21 protein-coding genes are annotated in these 23,542 nt (G+C 65.6%); 12 read left to right on the top strand and 9 right to left on the bottom strand.

What is annotated here, in order from left to right:
- The first annotated feature begins 22 nt into the window (after positions 1-22).
- Complete coding sequence (gene egtB / locus DXK50_RS16210; protein ID WP_212631025.1) at positions 23-1,306, top strand: ergothioneine biosynthesis protein EgtB; 1,284 nt, start codon at positions 23-25, stop codon at positions 1,304-1,306.
- Between the two features lie 2 nt (positions 1,307-1,308).
- Positions 1,309-2,271 (top strand): L-histidine N(alpha)-methyltransferase, encoded by a 963-nt coding sequence (gene egtD / locus DXK50_RS16205; protein ID WP_212631024.1) that lies wholly within the window; start codon positions 1,309-1,311, stop codon positions 2,269-2,271.
- A gap of 111 nt (positions 2,272-2,382) precedes the next feature.
- Here egtD and DXK50_RS16200 read toward each other — a convergent pair whose 3' ends face one another.
- Complete coding sequence (locus DXK50_RS16200; protein WP_003084988.1) at positions 2,383-2,541, bottom strand: YqaE/Pmp3 family membrane protein; 159 nt, start codon at positions 2,539-2,541, stop codon at positions 2,383-2,385.
- A 158-nt stretch (positions 2,542-2,699) separates the two neighbouring features.
- Between DXK50_RS16200 and DXK50_RS16195 the strand changes: the two genes are divergently transcribed.
- The gene (locus tag DXK50_RS16195; RefSeq protein WP_212631023.1) at positions 2,700-3,335 is read left to right on the top strand and encodes a LuxR C-terminal-related transcriptional regulator; all 636 of its coding nucleotides are present in this window, start codon (positions 2,700-2,702) and stop codon (positions 3,333-3,335) included.
- On the opposite strand, the gene DXK50_RS16190 is transcribed toward DXK50_RS16195, so the two are convergent.
- The gene (locus DXK50_RS16190; RefSeq protein ID WP_212631022.1) at positions 3,336-4,964 is read right to left on the bottom strand and encodes a hybrid sensor histidine kinase/response regulator; all 1,629 of its coding nucleotides are present in this window, start codon (positions 4,962-4,964) and stop codon (positions 3,336-3,338) included.
- 193 nt (positions 4,965-5,157) lie between these two features.
- On the opposite strand from DXK50_RS16190, the gene DXK50_RS16185 reads away from it, so the two are divergent.
- A complete protein-coding gene (locus DXK50_RS16185) occupies positions 5,158-5,532 on the top strand; it encodes a hypothetical protein (RefSeq protein ID WP_212631021.1) in 375 nt (124 codons plus the stop codon).
- Between the two features lie 7 nt (positions 5,533-5,539).
- On the opposite strand, the gene DXK50_RS16180 is transcribed toward DXK50_RS16185, so the two are convergent.
- The 4 genes from DXK50_RS16180 to DXK50_RS16165 form a co-directional block, all read right to left on the bottom strand.
- A complete protein-coding gene (locus DXK50_RS16180) occupies positions 5,540-6,640 on the bottom strand; it encodes a GGDEF domain-containing protein (protein WP_212631086.1) in 1,101 nt (366 codons plus the stop codon).
- Positions 6,641-6,722: 82 nt separating this feature from the next.
- The gene (locus tag DXK50_RS16175; protein ID WP_212631020.1) at positions 6,723-8,018 is read right to left on the bottom strand and encodes a TRAP transporter large permease; all 1,296 of its coding nucleotides are present in this window, start codon (positions 8,016-8,018) and stop codon (positions 6,723-6,725) included.
- Positions 8,008-8,484, bottom strand: a complete 477-nt coding sequence (locus DXK50_RS16170; protein ID WP_161865976.1) for a TRAP transporter small permease — start codon at positions 8,482-8,484, stop codon at positions 8,008-8,010. The genes DXK50_RS16175 and DXK50_RS16170 overlap by 11 nt, the downstream gene beginning before the upstream one ends.
- A 159-nt stretch (positions 8,485-8,643) precedes the next feature.
- Positions 8,644-9,645, bottom strand: a complete 1,002-nt coding sequence (locus DXK50_RS16165; RefSeq protein ID WP_161865977.1) for a DctP family TRAP transporter solute-binding subunit — start codon at positions 9,643-9,645, stop codon at positions 8,644-8,646.
- Positions 9,646-9,942: 297 nt separating this feature from the next.
- Between DXK50_RS16165 and DXK50_RS16160 the strand changes: the two genes are divergently transcribed.
- The 5 genes from DXK50_RS16160 (at position 9,943) to DXK50_RS16140 (ending at position 18,174) form a co-directional block, all read left to right on the top strand.
- Positions 9,943-11,403: a sigma-54 interaction domain-containing protein gene (locus DXK50_RS16160; protein WP_212631019.1), complete on the top strand. Its 1,461-nt coding sequence runs from the start codon at positions 9,943-9,945 to the stop codon at positions 11,401-11,403.
- A gap of 626 nt (positions 11,404-12,029) precedes the next feature.
- On the top strand, positions 12,030-13,430 hold the full coding sequence (locus DXK50_RS16155) for a GntP family permease (protein ID WP_212631018.1): 1,401 nt from the start codon (positions 12,030-12,032) through the stop codon (positions 13,428-13,430).
- Between the two features lie 98 nt (positions 13,431-13,528).
- Complete coding sequence (locus DXK50_RS16150) at positions 13,529-15,088, top strand: acyl CoA:acetate/3-ketoacid CoA transferase (RefSeq protein ID WP_212631017.1); 1,560 nt, start codon at positions 13,529-13,531, stop codon at positions 15,086-15,088.
- A 139-nt stretch (positions 15,089-15,227) separates the two neighbouring features.
- Positions 15,228-17,543, top strand: a complete 2,316-nt coding sequence (locus tag DXK50_RS16145) for an FdhF/YdeP family oxidoreductase (protein WP_212631016.1) — start codon at positions 15,228-15,230, stop codon at positions 17,541-17,543.
- Positions 17,544-17,616: 73 nt separating this feature from the next.
- On the top strand, positions 17,617-18,174 hold the full coding sequence (locus tag DXK50_RS16140) for an NADPH-dependent FMN reductase (RefSeq protein ID WP_212631015.1): 558 nt from the start codon (positions 17,617-17,619) through the stop codon (positions 18,172-18,174).
- Positions 18,175-18,235: 61 nt separating this feature from the next.
- On the opposite strand, the gene DXK50_RS16135 is transcribed toward DXK50_RS16140, so the two are convergent.
- From DXK50_RS16135 to DXK50_RS16125, 3 genes are read right to left on the bottom strand one after another with little or no spacing between them, the layout of a single operon-like run.
- The gene (locus DXK50_RS16135) at positions 18,236-18,940 is read right to left on the bottom strand and encodes a type 1 glutamine amidotransferase family protein (protein WP_212631014.1); all 705 of its coding nucleotides are present in this window, start codon (positions 18,938-18,940) and stop codon (positions 18,236-18,238) included.
- On the bottom strand, positions 18,940-20,082 hold the full coding sequence (locus DXK50_RS16130) for an aspartate aminotransferase family protein (protein ID WP_212631013.1): 1,143 nt from the start codon (positions 20,080-20,082) through the stop codon (positions 18,940-18,942). The genes DXK50_RS16135 and DXK50_RS16130 overlap by 1 nt, the downstream gene beginning before the upstream one ends.
- Positions 20,075-20,794 carry an MOSC domain-containing protein gene (locus DXK50_RS16125; RefSeq protein WP_161865985.1) on the bottom strand — a complete coding sequence of 240 codons (720 nt, stop codon included), beginning with the start codon at positions 20,792-20,794 and terminating at the stop codon, positions 20,075-20,077. The genes DXK50_RS16130 and DXK50_RS16125 overlap by 8 nt, the downstream gene beginning before the upstream one ends.
- A gap of 102 nt (positions 20,795-20,896) precedes the next feature.
- Here DXK50_RS16125 and DXK50_RS16120 point away from each other — a divergent pair, with 102 nt between their 5' ends.
- The 3 genes from DXK50_RS16120 to DXK50_RS16110 all read left to right on the top strand — a co-directional run bounded on the left by DXK50_RS16120 (position 20,897) and on the right by DXK50_RS16110 (position 23,325).
- Positions 20,897-21,784: a LysR family transcriptional regulator gene (locus DXK50_RS16120; RefSeq protein ID WP_212631012.1), complete on the top strand. Its 888-nt coding sequence runs from the start codon at positions 20,897-20,899 to the stop codon at positions 21,782-21,784.
- Positions 21,785-21,868: 84 nt separating this feature from the next.
- Positions 21,869-22,450 carry a TetR/AcrR family transcriptional regulator gene (locus DXK50_RS16115; protein WP_212631011.1) on the top strand — a complete coding sequence of 194 codons (582 nt, stop codon included), beginning with the start codon at positions 21,869-21,871 and terminating at the stop codon, positions 22,448-22,450.
- Positions 22,447-23,325: an alpha/beta hydrolase family protein gene (locus DXK50_RS16110; protein WP_212631010.1), complete on the top strand. Its 879-nt coding sequence runs from the start codon at positions 22,447-22,449 to the stop codon at positions 23,323-23,325. The genes DXK50_RS16115 and DXK50_RS16110 overlap by 4 nt, the downstream gene beginning before the upstream one ends.
- The last annotated feature ends 217 nt before the right edge of the window (positions 23,326-23,542 follow it).

Here is a 23,542-nt window from a genome sequence, read left to right as displayed (position 1 = left end):
ACGCCAGCAAAGGATGCGCGATATGCCGAACCGCGCCAGCAGGATCGACGTTTCACAACTGCAACTCGAACAGCTATGGCAGCGTTATCAGCGGGTGCGCGCTGCCACGGAAAGGCTTTGCGAGCCGCTGGAAGCTGAAGATTACGTGATCCAGAGCATGCCGGACGTCAGCCCGCCGAAGTGGCATCTGGCACATGTGACCTGGTTCTTCGAGGCCTTTGTGCTGCAGCCCTTCCTGCGCGGCTATCGCCCGCTGGATGAGCGCTACGACCATCTGTTCAATTCCTACTACAAGACCCACGGCACGCCCTTCGAGCGGGCGCGGCGGGGGTTGTTGTCGCGGCCGACGGTAAGCGAGGTGTACGCCTATCGCAGCCATGTCGATCTGGCCATGGAACAGTTGCTCAACCGGATGGGCAGTGACCTCGACGAAGAGGTGCTGCAGCGCGTGGAACTGGGACTGGAGCACGAGCAGCAGCATCAGGAGCTGCTGCTGATGGATATCAAGCACATTCTGGCGCAGAACCCGTTGCGACCGGTCTATCGCCACGACCTCAAGCCGGGCGGCGCCGAGGCGAGCGAGCTGCGCTGGGTTAACTTCCCCGCCGGCCTGCGCCATGTCGGCCATGCCGGCGAGGACTTCGCCTTCGACTGCGAGCGGCCGCGGCATCGCGTGTTCGTCGAGGCCTTTCAGCTCGCCAGCCGGCCGGTGAGCAATGGCGAGTACCTGGAGTTTATCCGCGATGGCGGTTATCGCAGCACGGCGCTGTGGCTGGCGGATGGCTGGGACCGCATCCAGCGCGCCGGTTGGCAGGCGCCGCTGTACTGGCTGCGCGATGGCGATGACTGGCTAGAGCTTACCCTGGGCGGCCCGCGCGAGTTGGATCTGGATGCACCGGTTTGTCACCTGAGCTACTTCGAGGCCGAGGCCTTCGCCACCTGGGCGCAGGCGCGCCTGCCGCGCGAAGAAGAGTGGGAAGTTGCCGCACAGGACGAACCGCTGTGGGGCAACTTCGTCGAGAACGATCATCTGCAGCCGGTGGCCGCGGGCGCCGGCGATGGCCTGCAGCAGCTCTATGGCGATGTGTGGGAATGGACCGCCAGCGCCTACCGGCCCTACCCCGGCTTTCGGCCGCTGGGCGGCAGCCTGGGTGAGTACAACGGCAAGTTCATGTCCGGGCAGATGGTGCTGCGCGGCGGTTGCTGCGCCACGCCGGAAGACCACGTACGCCCCACCTACCGCAACTTCTTCTACCCCACGATGCGCTGGCAATTCTCCGGCCTGCGCCTGGCCAAGGAGCTCTGAGCATGGCATTGGCAATCCGTACACACGAACAATCCCTGAGCGCGGAACAGGAGTCGCTACGCGACGAGGCACTGCGCGGCTTCGCTGCCCAGCCGAAGGCGATGTCGCCGAAGTTCTTCTACGATCACCGAGGCTCACAGCTGTTCGAGCTGATCTGCCAGCAGCCGGAGTACTACCCGACGCGCACCGAGGAGACCATCCTGCGTCTGGCAGCGAACGATATCGCCGAGCTGGCCGGGCGCAACGCCAGCCTGGTGGAGCTGGGCAGCGGCGCCAGCCGCAAGATTCGCCTGCTGCTCGAAGCCCTGCGCCCAACGCGTTACCTGGGCATCGATATCTCGCGCGAGTTTCTGGATATCTGCACCCGTCGCCTGGCCGCCGATTACCGCTGGCTCGACGTGCACGCGCTGTGCGCCGACTTCAGCCAGCCGCTGAAATTACCCGCCGAGGCGCTGGGGCAGCGCCCGCTGGCGTTCTTCCCCGGCTCCAGCATCGGCAATTTCGACCCGATTGAGGCCCGCGCCTTCTTGCGCAACCTGCATCGGGCATTGCCGGCCGGCAGTGGCTTGCTGATCGGCGTGGATCTGGTGAAGGACCGCCAGGTGCTGGAGCGTGCCTACAACGACCAGGCCGGGGTGACCGCGCTGTTCAACCTCAACCTGCTCGAGCGCATCCGCAACGAGCTGGACAGCGACATCGACCCGCGCCGCTTCGAGCACCGGGCTTTTTTCAACGAGGCCGAGTCGCGTATCGAGATGCATCTGGTCAGCCGTCAGGCGCAGCGGGTGCGCATCGAGAATCGCGTGTTCGACTTCGCGGCCGGCGAAACCCTGCACACGGAGAATTCCTACAAATACACGCCGAGCGGCTTTCGCGAGCTGGCAGGCGAATGCGGCTTCGCCTCGGTCGCCATGTGGCGCGATCCGGCGCAGCTGTTCAGCGTGCATTTTTTACGGCGGGAATGAGGGGCGTGTAGGAGCGAATTTATTCGCGATCTTGTTTGGGTGCGGCGTCGACCCTATCGCGAATGAATTCGCTCCTACAGAAGGGCACCTTGGCTTCGTTGCTGGCGGGCCTCAGCGCTTGGCGATGATGTATACCGCGTGGACGATGCCGGGAATGTAGCCCAGCAGGGTGAGCAGGATGTTCAGCCAGAACGCGCCGCCGAAGCCCACCTGAAGAAACACGCCCAGCGGCGGCAGCAGAATGGCGATGAGGATGCGGATGAGATCCATGTGGTACTCCTTTACGTTCCATAAGAGGTACTGCAACAGACACGGGCAGATGCCTTGCAGTTCATATCGCCTCCCTGATGCCGAGCCGATACCGAGAACCAGAGACTGGTAACGATGTGGATATGGCCGTAGTCTGGGGCCACGATGGAAGCGTCCACATGACTGAACAATCACCACAAGAACGCATCATAGTGGCCGACGATCATCCGGTTTTCCGCGATGGTCTGTGCCGTATCGCACAGCGCGTCTTTCCCCAGGCCTGCGTCCTCGAAGCCCGAGACATGGACGAAGTGCTGAACCTGGCACAAGGCGGCGCCGCACCCAGCCTGTTCATGCTCGATCTGCTCTTCCCCGGGCAGTCGCCGCAGGCCATCAGCGCGCTGCGCCAGGCCTTTCAGTGCAGCTCGATAGTGATCGTATCGATGGTCGACAACCGCGAGCTGATCGATGAGGTGATGAATGCCGGCGCGGACGGCTTCATCGGCAAGGCGACGCCGCCTGATGATATCGCTGCTGCGCTATTGGCCGTGCGCGCCGGAGAGTTCGTCCTGACCCTGGGCCCAGCCGGCGTACCGGCCTTCGCCGGAGACCACCACCTGCTGGAACAGCTGACACCGCGGCAGCAGGAGGTGCTGCGGCTGGTGGTGCGCGGCCTGTCGAACAAGGAAATCGCCCGCGCACTGGCGATCTCGCCCTTTACCGTACGCATCCATGTTTCGTCGCTGCTGCGTACGCTGGACGTCAGCACCCGCGCAGCAGCTGCCGTCAGGGGCGCCAAGGCCGGGCTGGTTTGATCAGCACGCGGCTTTGAGCTTCAGCGCCACCAGTAGCGAGCGCAGCTCGGCGGCCTGCACCGGCTTCGCCAGGATCGGAATATCGCTGTCGTCCACCTGTTCCTGCACACGACGTACGTCGTGACCGGTCATGATGATCGCCGGTACCTTGCGCCCGGCGCAGCGCCGCAGGTGCTGGATGCAGTCGGCGCCCGAGGCCTCGGTGCCGAGGTCGAAGTCCGTCACCACCAGATCGAACGGCGTCGACGCATAGGGCAAGGTGCTGAAGGTGGCGACTTCGCAGCCCCATTTCTTCAACAAGGTGGCGGTGGCCAGCAGTACGTTGCGGTCATCCTCGATCAGGCACACGCGCAACCCTTCGAGCATGCGCGGCGACTGCAGGCTGCCGGGCCTGGTGGCCGGCATATCGCTTGGCGCCATCACTGCTTGCAGACCTTCGATTACCGCTCGGGTGCCCCGCCCCTCCACGGAGTGGATGGCGACCTGCATGTCCATCAGCGCGCCCAGACGCCTGACGATGGCCAGGCCCAAGCCGAGGCCCTCGACATCACTGTCGCGTGCCTGACGTACGCGGTAGAACTCCTCGAAGACGCTGTCGAGGTGCCCGGCGGCAATGCCCCGGCCCCTGTCGTAAAGCTCGATGGCGATGGCCGGGCCTCGACGCCGGCAGGCGATCAGCAGCGGTTTGCCGGGGGCATATTTGAGCGCATTGGAAAGCAGGTTCTGCAGCATAGTGGTGAGCAACACCGGGTCGGCATGCACGTAGATCGGCGGGCAGCGCAGGCGTATCTCGACCCCGGCCCAGCGCGCCGCCTCGGCATTTTGCTGGATGAGGTCCTCAAGCAGGCGGCGCAACGCAAGCGGTTGCAGCTGCGGCACGACCTTGCCGCTGTCGAGCGAATACATGTCGAGAATGGTGCGGAACAGCCGCGCGACGCCGTGCAGCGATTGGTCGATGTTCTCCACCAGGCGCCGCTGCTCGGAGTCCAGGCTGCTGTCGCGCAGGCAGGCGGTGAACAGGCTGATGGAGTGAATGGGCTGACGCAGGTCATGGCTGGCCTGGGCAAGAAACTGCGACTTGGCGCGAATGGCCGCCTGCTCAGCCTCGGCTGCCTGGCGCGAGCGCCTGAGCAGGGCGTGCATGTAGGCCGGCGCCAGCAGAGTGGTGAGCAGCAGCGTGACGATCAGATAGGGCTGCGACTGCCAGTAAGCCGACGCGCTGGCGGTGACGGTCAGCGACAGCAGCGCCATGACCGTCGCCAGCAGCAGGTAACCGGAGCCGTAACGCAGGCCGTAGCCGATGGTGACCCAGATCAGGATCGCGTAGACCGGCAGCATGGCCACGCCGCCGTTCGCCAGCGCCACGGTGATGCCGCTGTAGTCGGTGAGCATGGTGAACAGGCGCCGCCCCCGGTAGTGCCCCGGACGGCGGCGGATATCCGACCAGATCAAGGTGGCCACGACGCAGAACAGGCCATGTAGCAGGAAGATCTTCCACACCAGCGCGGGGTCAATCAGGGAAAAGTGATGGAGCGCGGCGGTGTAACAGCCGGCGACGGCCACGAAGATCAAACGCACCCCGGCCTGGGCGCGCTCGGTATCGTAGGCGGCGGAAACCTTCCTGGTCATGGCGACTCCCTGCTGACCGCTCAAGTTGTTTGCCTGCACCTTAGGACTTAGTCGGCGGCCAGCGCAAGGCACCATCTGGCAGGCGTTTCGACATCAGTACACCCGTACTATTTCGGGCCAGGCGCCCTCGTTTCTAGAATCCGGGCAACGCCTCGGCACTGGGTCGAGGCCCCGCCACTGAAGGGAATGCCTGATGAACATCAAGGAAAGAAGCCTGGCAATCGTCCTGAGCACTGCTGCACTGACCTCGCTGAGCGGTTGCCTGCCGCAGAACACACAGACCCAGGGATTGCAGAACACCCAATTGGCCAACGACCCCTGTGCCCCGACCGCGACCAGCAGCCTGATCGCCACCGGCCGCAGCTTGCTGGATATGGCCAATACCGTGCTGGAGACCCAGCACAGCCTCAACGGCAACTCCGCCACCTATGCACAGCGCATACAGGTCGCGGAGAACGCGCAAAAGGTCAATCAGGGCCATAACGTGCTGAGTAACGTCGAGACCCTGGCCGGTGCCGGCCAGCAACCTTGCGTGCCCGCCGCAGCGCCGGCCAGTGCATCGCGCTGAGCGGCGCTCAGAGCCGAACGTCGAGCTTGTCCAGCAGCAGCTCGGTCGGCAGGTCGGTACTGACCAGTTGATTGCGACCCCGCTGCTTGCCGCTGTACAGGCGGCGATCGGCGGTGCGATACAGCTCGGCAGCGCTGCGGCCGTCTCGCGGCCAGGCCGCCAGGCCGAAGGTGGCAGACAGTGCGATCTGCGCGCCGTCGTATTCCAGCGGTTGATCGGCGATCTGCTGGCGCAGCTTTTCCACCAGCGGGTCGGCGCCAGGGCTGTCGGTGTGGCGTAGCAGCAGGCCGAACTCCTCTCCGCCCAGGCGCCCGAGAAAATCGGTCACACGCAGACGCTGCTGCAGTATCTGGCAGATGTGCTGCAGGGCCATGTCACCCGCTTCGTGCCCCCACTGGTCGTTGACCTGCTTGAAGTGATCGACGTCGAGCAGCGCCAGCACCAGATGCCCACTGCTGCGCTCGGCTTCCTGGATGCTGCGCTGCAGCGCCTGCTGGAAGCTGCCGCGGCTGGCCACGCCGGTCAGCGAATCGGTCTGTGCCAGTCGTTCCAGCTCCTGGTGCGCCTGCATGCGCAGGCCGTCGTAGATATGCACGAAGACCAGGATCAATACGCCGCACAACGCCGCATTACCCAGGTCGATCAGGCCGTGCGTGTCCAGGTTCGGATGGTTATCGGCGAAATACAGCAGCAGGCCGGCCAGCATGAACGGCGCCGTGAGCAGGAAGGCGCGACGTTTGCCCAGCAGCAGGTAGGCGAGCAGCGGGATCATGTACAGCCAGACGAACGCCGCCGACGAGGCATCCGGCATGACGATGATGTAGAGGATGAAGCAGAAGGTCGGGATCAGGTACAGGTAAATCCACAGGTAGAGGTGCTTGGCGCGCTCGATGCGCCAGGCACCGAACAGCAGCAAGGCCGTGAACAGCACTTCAACGATGGCGAAGGGATAGTTGCCGTTCAGCGCCTGCAGGATGGCGAAGCCGCCCAGGGTCAGGCCGGTGGCGAGCAGGATGGTGCGCACCAGTGCGCGCTTGCCAGCCTCCAGAAGGCCGTCGCTGTGCCCCGTGCCTACATCCTTGTGATCGTTATAGTTGCCGTCGCCCATTTTATTGCCTGACACCGCCGCCCCTGATGATGCGCAGTCCCCTCTGCGCACCGTCAGGCAACTATAGACGCCCTTGAAGGTTTTACACCGCGTAGCCCAGCACGCGCGGCAGCCACAGCGCGATTTCCGGGAAGATCGCCACCAGAATCAACGCGCTGAACATCACCACGACGAACAGCGCCGCCCAGCCGACGGTCTGCTCCAGGCGTATCTTGGCGACTTCCGCCGTAACCATCAGGTTGATCGCCACCGGCGGGGTGAACTGGCCGATGGCAATGTTCATCGCCAGCAGGATGCCGAACCACACCGGGTTCCAGCCGAAGTGCTGCATCACCGGAATCAGGATCGGCATCAGGATCAGGTAGATGGAGATGGCATCGAGCAGCATGCCGGCCAGCAGCACGGCGAGCATCACCAGCGCCAGCAACACCCAGCCGTTGTCCGACAGCGAGATCAGCCATTCGGCCAGATGGCGGAAGGTGCCGAGCATGGTGCCGGCCCAGGCGAAGATGCCGGCCAGGGCGATGATCAGCATGACCACGCCGGAGATCACCCCCGCCTCGCCGCACAGGCGCCAGAGGCTGCGCCAGTCCAGCTCGCGGGTGAGGAACAGGCCGATCAGCACGCCATAGGTCACGCCCACCACGGCCGCTTCGGTGGGCGTGAACAGGCCGCTGCGCAGGCCACCGAGGATCAGTACCGGCGCGAACAGCGCCGGCAGCGCCTGTTTGAAGCTTTCGCCCAGCGGCGGACGCTCGCCCTCCTCCGGGGATTCCCAACCATAGCGACGCGACAGCAGCCAGGCCGGCAGCAACAGCACCAGGCCGGCCAGGATGCCGGGGAACAGGCCGGCGGCGAACAGCGCGCGCAGATCGACTCCCGGCACCACGATGGAGTAGAGAATCAGCGCGATGGACGGCGGAATCAGGATGGCGGTGGAGGCCGAGGCGGCGATCAATGTGGCCGAGAACGGCTTGGGGTAGCCCGCCTTGGTCATGCTCGGCAGCATCACCATGGCCACGGCAGCGGCATCGGCCGGGCCGGAACCGCTCATACCGCCCATGATCAGGCAGACCAGCACCGCGACCAGCGCCAGGCCACCATGGCGCGGGCCGATCAGCGCCTGGGCGAAGCGCACCAATCTGAGTGCTACGCCGGCCTTCTCGAACACCAGGCCGGTGAGGATGAACAGCGGGATGGCGATCAGCGGATACTTGGCCACGCCGTTGTAGGTGTTGGTGCCGAGGGTGGCGAGCATGTCCGGCGACAGGCCGGCGATGATGCCGATGGCCCCGGACAGGCCAAGGGCGAAGGCCACCGGCACGCCGAGCGCCAGCAGCACGATGAAGCTGAGGATCAGCCAGAGATCAGGGCTCATCGCTGATCCTCCCGCGCAGGCGATCGACGGTCATCTGGGTCAGGCGTACGAACACCAGCAGCGCCAGGATCGGCAGCCAGATCACGTACCACCAGTTGGGCAGGCCCAGACCGGGCGACTCGGAATCCCACTGGAATTCCTCCCAGGCGAACTGGCCGCCGTACCAGCACACCAGCGCCAGCACCAGCACGCCGGCCAGCCACTGCAACAGGATCAGCGGCGTGCGCAGGCGCGGGAACAGGCGCTCGAGCAGGCCGATACGAATGTGTCGGTTGCTGCGCATGGCCACCGAGGCACCGGCGAAGGTGAGGATGACCAGCAGGAACACCGAGATTTCCTCGGTGAAGGCGAAGGATGCATCGGTGAAATAACGCACCACGACGTTGGCCAGGCTGATCAGGCTGATGATCACCAGGGCCAGGGTGGCGAGCACGCGCTCCAGCGGCGCGTCGACTTGCTTGCTCATAGGAACCTCGAATGACCGACTCGGCGTGATTCAGCGCAAGAGCGACCCTCTCCCCCAGCCCCTCTCCCATAAATGGGAGAGGGGAGCGGATCGGTGTCGCGCGACTGGCTTACAGCACCACGCCCCAAAGCCCCCGGGCTTGCGGTCAGATATAACGAATCAGGGCTGGGCCACGGCCTTGCGCGCGGCGTCCATCAGCGCGTCGCCGATGCGTGGTGCCCATTTCTCCTGCACGCTGGCAGTGGCCTCGACGAAGGCGGCGCGCTCGGCATCGGTCAGTTCGATCACTTCCACGCCGCGCTCACGTACGTCGGCCAGGCGTTGGGCCTGAGCGCCACGCGACAGCTCGATCTCCCACTTGCCGGCGTCGATGGCGGCCTGGCGCAGCAGTTCGCGATCTTCCTCGGGCAGGCCTTTCCACACGCGCTGGTTGACGGCGAACACCAGCGGATCGGCCATGTAATCCCACAGGGTCAGGTACTTCTGGCCAACCTGGTCGACGCGCGCCACGTCGAAGACCGACAGCGGGTTTTCCTGGCCATCCACGGCGCCGGTGGTCAGTGCCGGCTTGGCATCGGCCCAGCTCATTTGCGTGGGGTTGGCGCCGAGGGCGGTGAAGGTGTCCTGAAACAGCGGCGAGCCGACCACGCGGATCTTCAGGCCCGCCAGGTCGGCAGGGCTGCGCACCGGCTTGGCCGAGTTGGAGATCTGCCGGAAGCCGTTCTCGCCCCAGGCCAGCGGCACGATGCCGCGCTGCTCGATGGCGGCGAAGGCCAGCTTGCCGGCTTCACCCTGGGTGATGGCGTCGAGGTCGGCGTCGTTCTTCATCAAAAACGGCAAGGAGAACAGGTTGAGTTCCGGCACCTGCGGCGACCAGTTGATGGTCGAGCCCACGGCCATGTCGATCAGGCCCGAGCGCATGGCGGAGAATTCCTTGGTCTGGTCACCAGCGACCAGCTGCGCATTGGGGTAGACGCGCAGGGTGATGCGCCCTTCGGAGCGCTCGTTGACCAGATCGGCCCATTTCTGCGCGGCCTGGCCCCAGGGGAAGGCGTCGGAAAGCACGGTGGAGACGGAGTATTCACGCGCCTGCGCGGTGGCGCACAGGGCGGTCAGCGCAGCGCCGGCGGCGAGCGCGGAGAAGAGTCGCTTGAGTTTCATCGGGGCGTCCTTGAGTGGATCTTGGCGTTATCGTTGTGGCACCGGCAAAGCGGTGCGGATCCAGCGGCGGGCGGATGGCTCGCCTGGCGCGCCTGGTCAGCGCGCGAAAGGGACACGGCAGGTGTCAGGGCTGCCGGGCAGGCCTTGTGGGCGATCGGCAGGTGCCGGCGGGTTACGCGCAGCCGCTCAACTATTCCAGAAGCGCGCCTCGAATGCCATTGTCCGATGACTGTTGACGTTGCCCGCGCGGATCGGCGCCAACCATAATCAAGGGCTTCTGACTTCGGACATTCGCCCATGGCCATCTCCCGCGACGACCTCGACCAGCACGGCCTGATCATCGGCGTGTCGCCCGAGCGCTTTCGCGCGGTGGCCATGCCGCTGCTGTTCGATCACCTCGATGCGCAGTGCGAAGGCACCATCGCGGTCAATCGCCAGGCACGCATCGTCTGGATCAACGACAAGTACGCGCAGAAGGTCGGTATCGCCGATGCACGCACGGCGCTGGGCAAGGAAATCGAGGAAGTGCTGCCGGCCAGCCGCCTGCGTGAGGTGGTGGAAAGCGGCCAGCCGAGCATGCTCGACCTGATGGCCTTCGGCGACGAGCACTTCGTGGTCACCCGCATTCCGCTGCGCGACGAGGACGGCACCCTGGTCGGCGCCCTCGGCTTCGTGCTGTTCGACCGCGCCCGTCACCTCAAGCCGCTGATGGCCAAGTACGCCAACCTGCAGACCCAGCTGCTCGCCACCCAGCACGAGCTGGCCAAGGCACGCCGGGCGCGCTACACCATCGCCGGCTTCATCGGCGCCAGCAGCGCGGCCGGTGAGGTCAAGCGTCAGGCGCGCCGCGCTGCGCAGCTCGACTCCACCGTGCTGATCCGCGGCGAGACCGGCACCGGCAAGGAGCTGCTGGCCCAGGGCATCCACAACCTGTCGCCACGGGCCAACGGCCCCTTCGTTGCGGTCAACGTGGCGGCCATTCCGGAAACTCTGGTGGAAGCCGAGCTGTTCGGCACCGCGCCGGGGGCCTTCACCGGCGCCGAGCGCAAGGGACGTATCGGCAAGTTCGAGGTGGCCAACGGCGGCACGCTGTTTCTCGATGAGATCGGCGACTTGCCGCTGCCCTTGCAGGCCAAGCTGCTGCGCGTGTTGCAGGAGCAGGAGGTGGAGCCGCTCGGCTCGAACCAGGTCAAGCCGCTCAACGTGCGGGTGATCGCCGCCACCCATATCGACCTGGAGGCCAAGGTGGCGGCCGGGCAGTTCCGCGATGATCTGTACTACCGGCTCAACGTGCTGGCCCTGCGCGTACCGCCGCTGCGCGAGCGCGCCAGCGACATTCCGGCACTGATCGAACATCTGCTCGACGACCTGGCCAACCGCTCCGGCCTGGCGCCCATGGAACTGAGCGACGACGCCCTCGCCCTGCTCTGCGCGCAGCCGTGGAAGGGTAACGTGCGTGAGCTGCGCAACCTGCTGGAGCGGGCGCAGCTGGCGGTCGATGGGCGGCTGGATGGCGAAGCGTTGCGTGGTTTGCTGGTCGACCCGGTGGCGCCGAGCGAGCCGGCGCCCCCTGTGCCGCCTGCTATCAGCGCGACGCAAACCCTGGCCGAGCAGTTGGCGCAGACCGAAAGGCAGGCGCTGCTGGCAGCACTGCAGGCTACCGACGGCAATCGCCAATTGGCCGCCGAACGCCTGGGCATTTCCCGCGCCGGGTTCTACGCCAAGCTGGCGCAGCATGGGTTGGGGCGAAAGGGCTGAGCGACTCATCATGCAGGAGCAGGATTGTCCGCGATGCGGCCCCCGCAACGCTTCCCCACAAGAGTCGCGGCTAAAGCCCCTCCCACAGAAAGCGTGGCGGACCGCAATTTCGTAGCCCGGATGAAATCCGAGGACCAGGCGCCGCAAAAGCCCCGGATTGCATCCGCGCTACGGTATTGATTGCTGGTCGTGGGAGCGGCTTCAGCCGCGATTGTCACCGGGCCGGAAATCGCTTCGCGGCTAAAGCGGAATGCCGCCCAGCCGTTCCTACAGAAAGCGTGGCGGACCGCAATTGCGTAGCCCGGATGAAATCCGGGGCAGGCGCCGCAAAAGCCCCGGATTGCATCCGGGCTACGGATCCAGATTTCTGGAATTACGCACAAGCATAATCTAAAAATCTGGACTAAATCCAGAAATCTGGACAGCCGCTTATATCCGGTATGACTGCCCTGCGCTCGGCAAAAACACCTGTAAACCCCTGACCACAGGGCTTCCCGCCCAATCGTCCAAAGTCTCACCCCACCCTGGCACGACTCTGGCTCTATATCCGGCAAAGGCGTGTCGTATCCGCGCCTTCTCGATAAAACGGCTTCGAGCCGCTAGAACAACAACAAAAGGAACCACCCATGGGTACCCTCGGTATTCTGATTTCCCTCGCCTTGTTGATGTACCTCGCGTACCGCGGCATCAACGTCCTGATCCTCGCTCCGCTGCTGGCCCTGCTGGCGCTGCTGTTCGCCGGCGACGCCGGCCTGCTGCTGCCCACCTACACCCAGGTATTCATGAAGGCCATGGGCGGCTACGTGATCCAGTTCTTCCCGCTTTTCCTGCTCGGCGCCCTGTTCGGCAAGCTGATGGACGATTCTGGATCGGCGCGCGCCATCGCCCATGGCATCGTTGCCAAGGTCGGCAGCGAGCGCGCCATCCTGGCCATCGTGCTGGCCTGCGGCATCCTCACCTACGGCGGCGTGTCGCTGTTCGTGGTGGCCTTCGCCGTGTACCCGATCGGCGCCGCGCTGTTTCGCGAAGCGGGCATCCCCAAGCGCCTGATCCCCGGTGCCATTGCCCTCGGCTCGTTCACCTTTACCATGACCGCCCTGCCCGGCACGCCCGCGATTCAGAACGCCATTCCCAACCCCTTCTTCGGCACCGATGCCTTCGCCGCGCCGGGCCTGGGGGTGATCGCCGGGCTGATCATGTTCGGCCTCGGCACCTGGTGGCTCACCGCGCAGTCGCGCAAGCTGATGGCTGCCGGCGAAGGCTACGGCGAGCATCGCGATGATCCGGTGGCCGACAAATCGGTCAGCGAAGAGCGCCGCGACATTCCCGGCTTCTGGCTGGCGCTGCTGCCGATCTTCGTGGTGATCGCGCTGAACTTCCTGATGGCCAAGCAGATTCTGCCGGCCGTGGACACCAGCTACCTGGCCAGGCCGGAATACGGCGGTCTGCAGGACGCCAAGTCGCTGATCGGCATCTGGTCGATCATCGTCGCCCTCAGCGCTGCCATCGTGCTGCTGATCGCCCTGCACTGGAAACGCTGGATGGACCTGAAGAAGAGCGTCAACGACGGCGCCTTCGGCTCCATGCTGCCGATCCTCAATACCGCCGCCGAGGTGGGCTACGGCACGGTGATCGCCTCCCTGGCCGGCTTCGTGGTCATCCGCGACCTGGTGCTGGGTGTTTCCAGCAACCCGCTGATTTCCGAGGCGGTGGCGGTGAACATCCTCGCCGGTATCACCGGCTCGGCCTCGGGCGGCATGTCCATCGCGCTGAAGACCCTGGGCGAGCAGTACCTGACCATGGCCACCGCCGCCGGCATCAGCCCCGAGCTGCTGCACCGCGTCGCCGCCATGGCCTCGGGCTGCATGGACACCCTGCCGCACAACGGCGCGGTGATCTCGCTGCTGGCGATCTGCAAGCTCACGCACCGCGAGTCGTACAAGTTCATCTTCGTCAACACCGTGGCCTTCCCGATGGTGGCGCTGGCTGTCGTCATCACCCTGGGCACGCTGTTTGGAAGCTTCTGATGACCGCTGTAGGAGCGGATTTATCCGCGAAATTCGCGGCTGAAGCGGAGCGCCGCCCGGCCGCTCCTACAGTCCTCTGCAATTCACGAGTACCCGCAATGAGCAAGATCATGACCGCCGCCGAAGCCGTGGCGCGTATCCCGGACAACGCCAACCTGGCCACCGGCGGCTTCGTCGGCATCGGTTTCGCCGAGCAGATCGCCATCGCCCTGGAGCAGCGTTTCGTGGCCGAGCAGGCGCCGCGCGACCTGACCCTGGTGTATGCCGCCGGCCAGGGCGACGGCAAGGGTCGCGGCCTCAACCACCTGGCCCATGAAGGCCTGGTGCGCCGGGTGATCGGCGGTCACTGGGGGCTGGTGCCGGGGCTGCAGAAGCTGGCGGTGGACAACCGCATCGAGGCCTACAACCTGCCCCAGGGGGTGATCTCCCAGCTGTTTCGCGACATCGCCGCCGGCAAGCCGGGGCAGCTGTCGCGTGTCGGCCTGGGCACCTACGTCGACCCGCGCCATGGCGGCGGCAAGCTCAATGCGCGCACCACAGTCGATCTGGTGCGGCTGATGCCCATCGACGGCGAGGATTACCTGTTCTACCCGACCTTTCCCATCGACGTGGCGGTGGTGCGCGCCACCAGCAGCGACCCTGACGGCAACCTCAGTTTCGAGCGCGAGGCGCTGACCATCGAGAGCCTGGCCATCGCCATGGCCGCGCGCAATTCCGGTGGCCTGGTGATCGCCCAGGTCGAGCGCATCGTCGAGCGCGGCTCGCTGAATGCGCGCCAGGTGAAGATCCCCGGCATCCTCGTGGACTGCGTGGTGCAGGCTGAACCGGCCAATCACCAGCAGACCTTCGCCACCGCCTACAACCCGGCCTTCGCCGCCGAGACGCGGGTGCCGGTGGACAGCCTGACGCCGATGCCGCTGGACGTGCGCAAGCTGATCGCCCGCCGCGCCGCCCTGGAGCTGAAAGCAGGCGCGGTGGTCAACCTCGGCATCGGCATGCCCGAAGGCGTCGCCGCAGTGGCCGCCGAAGAAGGCGTGATCGAGCGCCTGACCCTGACCGCAGAGCCCGGCGTGATCGGCGGCGTGCCGGCCTCGGGGCTGGATTTCGGCGCGGCGAGCAACCACAGCGCCTTGCTCGATCAGCCTTATCAGTTCGACTTCTACGACGGCGGCGGCCTGGACATCGCCTTTCTCGGCCTGGCCCAGGCCGATGCGGCGGGCAACCTCAACGTGTCGAAATTCGGTTCGCGCCTTGCCGGCGCCGGCGGTTTCATCAATATCAGCCAGAACGCCAAGCAGGTGGTGTTCGTCGGCACTTTCAGCGCCGGCGCGCAGGACATCCGCATCGAAGGCGGCCAGCTGCGCATTGTCCAGGACGGCGAGCTGCGCAAGTTCGTCGCCGAGGTGGAGCACCGCACCTTCGCCGGTCGCCTGGCCGCCGAACGCGGCCAGCCGGTGCTCTACGTCACCGAGCGCTGCGTGCTGCGCCTGACCGCCGAAGGGCTGGAGCTGATCGAAGTGGCGCCGGGCGTGGACATCGAGCGCGACATTCTCGCGCGTATGGACTTCGCCCCCATCGTGCGCCAGCCGAAACTGATGGACGCACGGCTGTTGCGCCCCGAACCGATAGGCCTGGCGCAATGCCTGGCAAGCCTTTGAGCGTGAACTCGCGGGCCTGAACGGGCCCGTTTTTTTACGGCACAAGACGCTCCGCTTGCGCCATGCGCGGGCAAACAACCTGAACCATCCCCCGCCCCCTCCGTCGTAACTGCAAGACGACGAGCCAGGGAGACGGAGCATGAAACCCCGATTCAAACCCTATCGTGGACCTTCCGGCGGCTGGGGTTCGGCCAATGCCGTGGGCACCATCCTGCTGCGCGAACGGGCGCCGCTGACCGGCGCCATGGCGCTGCTCAAGCAGAACCGCCCGATCGACGGCTTCGCCTGCGTCAGTTGCGCCTGGGCCAAGCCGCACCCGTCCAAACCGTTGGCCTTTTGCGAGAACGGCGCCAAGGCCACGGCCTGGGAAACCACCAGCCTGCGCTGCACGCCCGAATTCTTCGCCGCCCACAGCCTGAGCGAGCTGCGCAACTGGAGCGACTATCAGCTGGAGCAGCAGGGCCGGCTCACCGAACCGATGCGCTGGGATGCAGCCACTGATCGCTACCTGCCAGTCAGCTGGGACGAGGCCATCGCCGAGATCGGCGCCGAACTCAAGGCGTTGGAAAACCCCGACCAGGCCGTGTTCTACGCCTCAGGCCGCGCCTCGCTGGAGGCCTCCTACCTGTGGCAGCTGCTGGCCCGCGCCTACGGCACCAACAACCTGCCGGACAGCTCCAACATGTGTCACGAGAGCACCTCGGTGGCCTTGCCGGAAAGCATCGGCGTGCCGGTCGGCACCGTCACTCTGGAGGATTTCGCCAAGACCGACGGCCTGCTGATCTTCGGCCAGAACACCAGCAGCAACAGCCCACGCATGCTGCATGACCTGGACGCCGCCCGGCAGCGCGGCGCCCCCATTCTCACCTTCAATCCGCTGCGTGAACGCGGCCTGGAGCGCTTCACCAATCCGCAGTCGCCAAAGCAGATGCTCACGGGGGACTCGGAAGTGGTCAGCACCCACTATCACCAGCTCACCATCGGCGGCGATGCCGCGGCCATTGCCGGCATCTGCAAGGCGCTGCTGACCATGGACGACGCGGCGCGCGAGAACGGCCAGGATCGTGTGCTGGACATCGCCTTCATCGAGCAGCACACCCAGGGCTTCGAGAGCTTCGAGCAGACCATCCGCGGCTACGCCTGGGAGATGCTGGAGCGCCGCAGCGGCCTGACCCGTGGCGCGATGGAGGGCGCCGCCAGGGTCTATGCCGGTTGCCAGCGGGTCATCGCCATCTACGGCATGGGTCTGACCCAGCATCGTCATGGCGTGACCAGCATCCAGATGCTGGTCAACCTGCTGCTGATGCGCGGCAATCTGGGCAAGGAAGGCGCGGGCATCTGCCCGGTGCGCGGCCATTCCAACGTGCAGGGCCAACGCACCGTGGGCATCACCGAGAAGGTCGCGCAGGTGCCGGTCGACCGCCTGTACCAGCAGTTCGGCTTCAACGTGCCGGAGCGTGACGGCGCCACCACGGTGGACGCCTGTGAGGGCGTGCTCAACGGCACGATCAAGGCATTCCTCTCCCTGGGCGGCAACTTCGTTCGTGCCACCCCGGACAGCCAGCGCATGGAGCCGGCCTGGAGCAAACTGCGCCTGACCGTGCAGATCGTCACCAAGCTCAACCGCAGCGCCCTGGTGCACGGCGAGAAAGCCTACATCCTGCCCTGTCTGGGGCGTACCGAGATTGATATCCAGGCCAGCGGCCCGCAGTACCACACCACCGAGGACAGCACCGCCTGCATCCGTGCCTGGCAGGGCGTGGTCAAGCCGGCCGGCGAGCAGCTGCGTTCGGAACCGGCGATCATCGCCGCCCTGGCCAAGGCCACGCTGCCGGCCAACCCGCGCATGGACTGGGATGCCTGGGTAGCCGACTACGGGCTGATCCGCGAGGCCATCGCCACCAGCTATCCGGAGATCTTCCACGACTTCAACACGCGCATGCTCGAACCGGGCGGCTTCCATCGTCCCCTGCCGGCTACCTGGCGCGAATGGAACACCGAAAGCGGCAAGGCCAACTTCACCCGGCCGTACACCCTGGAGCTCAACGACGACGTCGAACAGAACCCGGAGCGCCGTGACGTGCTCAACCTGATGACGATCCGCAGCAACGATCAGTTCAACACCACGGTGTATGGCTACGATGACCGTTTCCGCGGCGTGCACGGCACCCGCTCGGTACTGTTCATGCACCGCAACGACATGGCCCGCCTGGGGCTGAACGAAGGCGATCAGGTGCAGGCAAGCACCGCCGTGGACGATGGCGTACAGCGCTCGGTCGGACCGCTGCGCGTCACCCCGCACGACATTCCCGAAGGCTGCTGCGCGGCCTATTACCCCGAGTGCAACGTGCTGGTGCCACTCTGGCACCACGAGAAGAAGGCCAAGGTGCCGGCGGCCAAGTCCATCCCGATCACCTTGCGGCCCTTCATCGCCACGGCACGCGCATTGGAATGAGACAAGACGGAACCCGACTCCTCTGACCGGTCTATAGTTGCTGCCTGTTTATTCATTCGCCAGAGGAACAACCATGAGCAAGACCTACAACGTCGCCGTACTGGTCGGCAGCCTGCGCAAGGCCTCCATCAACCGCAAGCTGGCGTTGGCGCTGGCCGACCTGGCGCCCGCTTCGCTGAACCTGGAGATCCTCGAGATCGGCGACCTGCCGCTGTACAACGAAGACGCCGATGGCGATAGCGCTCCGGCGTCCTACGCGCCCTTTCGCAGCAAGCTCAAGGCCGCCGATGCCGTGCTGTTCATCACCCCGGAATACAACCGCTCGATCCCCGGCGCGATGAAGAACGCCATCGACGTCGGCTCGCGCCCGTACGGCCAGAGCGGCTTCAGCGGCAAGCCGGGAGCAGTGCTCAGCGCCTCGCCAGGTGCCATCGGCGGCTTCGGCGCCAACCATCACCTGCGCCAGTGCCTGGTGTTCCTCGATGTGTATGTGCTGCAGCAGCCGGAGGCCTACCTCGGCGGTGCCGGCAACTTCTTCGACGAGAACGGCGTGCTCAGCGACGGCATCAAGCCGTTCCTGCAGAAGTTCATCGACGCTTACGCCGACTGGGTGGCCAAGCACACTGGCTGAAGCCGCAGAAAAAACGCCCCGTCGGTAGACCGGGGCGTGCGAAAGACTCGCAAAAGGGTGTTCAGGTCATATGGGCGTGGGCACCCGAGAGGTAATCGAGCAGACGGAACAAGGTGGCGTTGGCTGATGCGGCATGTGGCGCACCGTCACGAATGCTCGCGCGATCCTGCACCTCGCCCGACAGAGCGAGATCGGCCGAGGCCTGCTGCAGGCGCTCGTCGAGACTCTCGGCATCGCTTTCCAGCTGGCAGAGCAAACCGATGGCGCGTTCCTGCCAGACGAAGCCCTGCAAGGCCGCAGCCGTAGAGCCGTACAAGGCGATCGCGCCATGCGGCAGGCTGCAGCTTTCACGCTGCCAGTGCAGCGCCAGCAGACGCTGCGGCAGCATGCGGCCAAGCGGCGACTGGCGTGATTGCGGGTCCTTTTCCAGTTGCCACCAGCCGATTCGCGCAGCCTGCGGGCCACTCGCGATACGTGCGCCCAAGGCTTCGGCCAGAAGCAAGGCGCCGAGCCCGCTGCCGAACACCCGCTTGCGCGCCATCAGCGACTGGTGGATCAGGCACTTCTCTGCGCCCATCCAGCCGTGCTGGCGTTCGTCATGTACGCTCAGCGAGCCGTCGAGCAACAGCAGCAGCTCGAAATCCTCCAGGCTCGGCAAGGGCTCACCGGCGAACAACCGGTGCCAGCTGACCTGGTGCTCGCCAAGCCACTGTCGCATTGCCGCAGGGCCTACATCCGCGCCGTGCTGAATCACCGCAATACGCATCAGGCCACCTCCTCGCAGAGTTGCTCGACCCGCTGCAATGCTCGGCCCAGGCGACGCAGCATTTCCTCGACGTTGCCATGGCTCACCGTCAGGGCCGGCGACAGGCACAGGCAGTCATTACGTGCGACGCCAAGCAACAACCCCTGTTCACGCGCGGCACGCTGCGCCACAGGCGCCGACAGCCCGATCAGGGGCAAGCCAAGCAACAGGCCGTGGCCGCGCAGCGAGCCATGGCCATGCCGTCGCGACAATCGCGCCAGGCCCTCGCGCAAATGCTCGCTGACGTCGCGCACCTGGCTGAAGAAACTGCCTTCGAGCACGGCGCCAAGCACCGCAACACCGGCAACCGTCAGCAACGCCTCGGCCGGGCAGGCGGGGAGCAAGGCCGCAGACGCCTCGGCGATCCGCCCACGCGCCAGGACGGCGGCCAGGGGCAGGCCGCCGCCGAGCGCGCCGCCAAGGGTCAACAGGTCGGCGCGCACGCCGTACAGCTCCTCGGCCAGCAGCGCGCCACAACGTCCCATACCGCTGCCAGTCTCATCGAGGATCAATACGGCGCCCTGCTCGCGGCAAAGCCGCTGCGCACCTTGCAGGTATTCCAGGGTCGCCGGTACCACACCGGCAGCTCGTTGCACCGGCTCGAGCAATACGGCGGCGCAACGCAGATCGACCACGGCGGCCAGGGCCTCGAGATCGTTGAACGGCACCCGCACTACCCGCTTCGCCACCGGATGAAGCGGCAAGGCGAGGTGGCTGCCATCGAGCAACACCAGGGTGTCGGCCGCGGGCTTCTGTTCTGCCGCTGCCTGCAGCGCCAAGTGCACGGCCAGCGCGTTGGCCTGCGCGGGGTCGCTGCAGAACGCTGCCTGCTCGCTACCGGTGGCCTGGCATAGGCGTGAAGCTAGTTTGAGCTGTCCCCGGCTGCACTGCTCGCGCCCCGGGCTGATCAACTGCTCGGCCTGACGGCGCAGGGCATCCAGCAGCAGGGTCGGGCTATGGCCCAGGCTGTTGCCTCCCTGTCCCTGATCGAAATCGAGATAGGCGCGGCCGTCGGCGTCCCACAGCCAGGAGCCCTGCCCGCGCACGAACAGAGGAGCGGCGTGCTCGCCCATCAGTTGCAGCCTTGCCATGCCATCACGCATAACGACGCTCCGCCTCGGCGACCGCGCCCGCCAGAGGCAGGCCGAGCAGACGCGCCGACCAGTTTTCCAGACGGCCGCTGCGCAAACGTTGCGCGGCGATTTCACGCCAGCGTGCCGATAGCGCCGGGCACAACTGCAACTGCTGCAGGCCGGCTCGCTCCATGGGCGAGTGATAGAAATGCTGCAGGGCCCGCGCCACGCTCAGGCTGGGATAGCGGCGCTGAACCAGCTCGAATGGCAGCTCGGCACTGACGAAACCCGGTTTGAGTACGCGATAGAACCAGCCGCAGCGACCACTGTCCTGAACCGCCTGGGCCAGTTCCGGGTGTAGCCCCTCACGGTTGAGGCGATAGCAGGGCGAGCGCGGCTGGCTGACCTGCAGCAGCACGTCGCCCCACCGAAACACATCGCCGATGCACACCTGTGCCTCGGTCAGCCCCTGGCTGGAGAGATTCTCGCCGAAGCTCGGCCGTGACCAGTCCAGCTGCGGGTAAAGCGCCTGCCAGTGCTCATAGTGTTCCGCCGGATAGTGGTGCAGGGCACGCTCGGGACCACCGTGGAAGCGCGCATCGCCCTGCTCGTCCTGGCCGAGGCCCTGCGGCCACAGCCACAGGCGGTGGTCGACCCGTTGCTTGCGCCGCGCGACACTGAGCCCACCACCAATTTCTTCGGCTTTACCTATGAATACGCCTTGAATCTCGACCTGCTTCACCAACCGCTCCGGCCTTATCGGCTGTTGATCATGCGGCTAGACTAGGGAGCTTCGGGCTATTTTGACATTTCGATTTCCCTGCTTGATTCATAATGGAAACTTATGGATTTTCGTCAGCTCCGCTATTTCGTCGCGCTCTATGAGGAGGGGCATGTCGGCCGTGCCGCCGAGCGCCTGAGCATTTCCCAACCGGCACTGTCACAGCAGATCCGCCAGTTGGAAGGCGATCTGGATGTCGGCCTGTTCCAGCGCAGCGGCAGGCGCCTGCTGCCCACACTGGCGGCACACACGCTGTACAACCACGCCGTGCCGTTGCTCGATGGCATGGAGCGCGCGCGCGAGGCACTGCGCAGCTTCCGCGGGCCGGGGCCACGCAGCCTGTCCATCGGTGTCCTGCAGACGGTCAACGCCAGCCTGGTGCCGCTACTGCTGGAACGCTTGCAGCAGGCGCAGCCGCAGCTGGTGGTCAAGCTCTACGAGCTGTCGGGCGTGGACATCGAGCGGCGCCTGCTCAGCGGCGGCCTGGACATTGGCATCGGCTTCCTGCCGCCGCGTCAGCCGGGCTTGCATAGCCTGGCGCTGTACGAGGACGAATTACAGCTGGTGGTGCCGGAGAGCCATCCCCTGCGCGATTTCCGCAAGGTGTCGCTGAGCCAGGCAGCGGACCTGCCGATGTTGCTGCTCGGCGAGGAGTTTCGCATCCGCCAGATCTGGCAGGAGCAGCTTGCCCTGCTCGGCCGGAGGCCGCAGGTGCAGGCGGAGCTGAACCACATGAACGGCATTCTCGACAGCCTGCCACACACCACCCTGGCCAGCGTGCTGCCCGGGCGCGCCAGGCTGATGCATGCCCATCATGGCCTGCTCTGGAAGCCCCTGAGCGAGCCACGCATCCCGCTGCAGATCGGCCTGGTGTATCGCGACGCACAGCGCCAGCAGGCGATGATCGACCTGTTGCGCAGCGCGCTCGACGGCGCCTGGGAAACGCCCTGACGCGGGACAACATTGCCGATATGGCCTGATCAGCGGCCTGAATGACACTGGCAACTAGACCGACCGGTCTAGATAATCCAGGGCATGACCAAGACCACTCGCGACAAACTGATCGACGCCATGATCGATGCCCTGCAGCGCAAGGGCCTGCACGGCGTCGGCCTGAACAAACTGCTGGCTACCGCCGAAGCGCCCAAGGGCAGCCTTTACCACCACTTCCCCGGTGGCAAGACCGAGCTCGCCGTGGCGGCCATCGAACGCGTCGGCCTGCGCGCCGAGCAGGCTTTCGCCACACTCTTCGCGCATCAGCCCGACCCGCTCGATGCACTGACCGCCTGGCTGCAGAGCGCGCTTGGCCAACTGCAGAACAGCGCGTTCGAACGCGGTTGCCCACTGGCCGCCATCGCCCTGGAAAGCACCCCGGACGATCAGCAGATTCGCGCAGCCCTGGCCAACGCCTTCGTGGTCATTCGCCAGGCGCTGCAGCAGCAGTTGCAACGCCATGGTTATCCACAGCCACAGGGTCTGGCTGCCCTGTTCGTCGCGCTCTACGAAGGTGGCCTGCTGCAGGCGCGCGTCGCCGGCAGCAGCGAACCGCTGAAACAGGCCGTGACCACCCTGCTCCACTTCATCCGCCAGCATCGCACGGAGTCCCTGTCGCCATGACCACGCCCATTCGCCGCGAAACCCAGCCCCTGCTGGCCCTCGACGACTATCCGCTGGCCGCCACGCGCTATTACGCCGAGCGTCCCCAGGCACAGTTGCTCATCGCCGGCGCCACCGGCGTGCCGCAGGGCTTCTACCGGCGCTTCGCCGAACACGCTGCCAGCCGGGGCTTCAATACCCTGACCCTGGACTACCGCGGTATCGGCCAATCCAGGCCGGACAGCCTACGTGGTTTCGAGATGGAGTATCTGGACTGGGCACACCTCGACCTGGCCGCGGCGGTGGATCAGCACTGGCATGCCGAGCGTCCGCTGTTCATGATCGGTCATTCCTTCGGCGGCCACGCCTTCGGCCTGCTGCCCAACCATGCTCAGGTCGCCGGCTTCTACACCTTCGGCACGGGCGCCGGCTGGCATGGCTGGATGCCGAAGAGCGAACAACTGCGCGTGCTGGCCATGTGGCGGCTGGTCGGCCCGCTGATCACGCGCTACAAGGGCTATCTGGCGTGGAGCAAGCTGGGCATGGGCGAAGATCTGCCGCTGGGCGTCTACCGTCAGTGGAAGCGCTGGTGCCGCTTTCCCCGCTACTTCTTCGACGATCCGCGGATGCCGGGGCTGGCCGAGCGTTTCGCTCAGGTGCGCACGCCCATCGTGGCGCTCAACACGCTGGACGATCTGTGGGCACCGCCCGCCTCACGCGATGCCTTCATGGCTGCCTACGTCAACGCGCCCTATCAGGCGCGCTCGCTCGACTCGCAAGCCGAGGGCCTGGGCACTATCGGTCATATGGGATATTTCCGCCCTGCAGCGCAGCGGCTATGGGACGAGACCCTGGACTGGTTCGAGCGCTTGCGTATCGAACAGCGAGCTGCGTGAAGCAGGAGGCGGTGGAAAACCACCGGGCAGAAAAAAGAAAACCCCGCGCTTGCGGGGTCTTGCAGACTGTTGTCCTGACATCCTTGATCTGCTCACCGTCCTGGTGGCTGTCCAGCGTGTCCCTGTTTGTCTAGGCGCTTCCTGCGCTGAATCCATGTGCGGCAGAGTACGCCCGTGCCTGATGGCTCGACAGTGGCGATAATCGGGACATCTTGTA

Source organism: Pseudomonas sp. KB-10 (genome assembly GCF_018221585.1).
Taxonomy (GTDB): domain Bacteria; phylum Pseudomonadota; class Gammaproteobacteria; order Pseudomonadales; family Pseudomonadaceae; genus Aquipseudomonas; species Aquipseudomonas yangonensis.
The sequence above is the reverse complement of the archived record's forward strand: the minus strand, read 5'-3'. Positions and strand labels throughout refer to the sequence as shown.

Excerpts from the sequence above, each read along its gene's own strand:
- DXK50_RS16180 (WP_212631086.1), bottom strand. The coding sequence starts at position 6,640 with ATGGGCGACGGCAACTATAACGATCACAAGGATGTAGGCACGGGGCAC.
- DXK50_RS16190 (WP_212631022.1), bottom strand. The coding sequence starts at position 4,964 with ATGACCAGGAAGGTTTCCGCCGCCTACGATACCGAGCGCGCCCAGGCC.
- egtD (WP_212631024.1), top strand. The coding sequence starts at position 1,309 with ATGGCATTGGCAATCCGTACACACGAACAATCCCTGAGCGCGGAACAG.
- DXK50_RS16160 (WP_212631019.1), top strand. The coding sequence starts at position 9,943 with ATGGCCATCTCCCGCGACGACCTCGACCAGCACGGCCTGATCATCGGC.
- egtB (WP_212631025.1), top strand. The coding sequence starts at position 23 with ATGCCGAACCGCGCCAGCAGGATCGACGTTTCACAACTGCAACTCGAA.
- DXK50_RS16115 (WP_212631011.1), top strand. The coding sequence starts at position 21,869 with ATGACCAAGACCACTCGCGACAAACTGATCGACGCCATGATCGATGCC.
- DXK50_RS16120 (WP_212631012.1), top strand. The coding sequence starts at position 20,897 with ATGGATTTTCGTCAGCTCCGCTATTTCGTCGCGCTCTATGAGGAGGGG.
- DXK50_RS16185 (WP_212631021.1), top strand. The coding sequence starts at position 5,158 with ATGAACATCAAGGAAAGAAGCCTGGCAATCGTCCTGAGCACTGCTGCA.
- DXK50_RS16200 (WP_003084988.1), bottom strand. The coding sequence starts at position 2,541 with ATGGATCTCATCCGCATCCTCATCGCCATTCTGCTGCCGCCGCTGGGC.
- DXK50_RS16170 (WP_161865976.1), bottom strand. The coding sequence starts at position 8,484 with ATGAGCAAGCAAGTCGACGCGCCGCTGGAGCGCGTGCTCGCCACCCTG.
- DXK50_RS16155 (WP_212631018.1), top strand. The coding sequence starts at position 12,030 with ATGGGTACCCTCGGTATTCTGATTTCCCTCGCCTTGTTGATGTACCTC.
- DXK50_RS16165 (WP_161865977.1), bottom strand. The coding sequence starts at position 9,645 with ATGAAACTCAAGCGACTCTTCTCCGCGCTCGCCGCCGGCGCTGCGCTG.
- DXK50_RS16135 (WP_212631014.1), bottom strand. The coding sequence starts at position 18,940 with ATGCGTATTGCGGTGATTCAGCACGGCGCGGATGTAGGCCCTGCGGCA.
- DXK50_RS16130 (WP_212631013.1), bottom strand. The coding sequence starts at position 20,082 with ATGCGTGATGGCATGGCAAGGCTGCAACTGATGGGCGAGCACGCCGCT.
- DXK50_RS16145 (WP_212631016.1), top strand. The coding sequence starts at position 15,228 with ATGAAACCCCGATTCAAACCCTATCGTGGACCTTCCGGCGGCTGGGGT.
- DXK50_RS16140 (WP_212631015.1), top strand. The coding sequence starts at position 17,617 with ATGAGCAAGACCTACAACGTCGCCGTACTGGTCGGCAGCCTGCGCAAG.
- DXK50_RS16175 (WP_212631020.1), bottom strand. The coding sequence starts at position 8,018 with ATGAGCCCTGATCTCTGGCTGATCCTCAGCTTCATCGTGCTGCTGGCG.
- DXK50_RS16195 (WP_212631023.1), top strand. The coding sequence starts at position 2,700 with ATGACTGAACAATCACCACAAGAACGCATCATAGTGGCCGACGATCAT.
- DXK50_RS16150 (WP_212631017.1), top strand. The coding sequence starts at position 13,529 with ATGAGCAAGATCATGACCGCCGCCGAAGCCGTGGCGCGTATCCCGGAC.
- DXK50_RS16110 (WP_212631010.1), top strand. The coding sequence starts at position 22,447 with ATGACCACGCCCATTCGCCGCGAAACCCAGCCCCTGCTGGCCCTCGAC.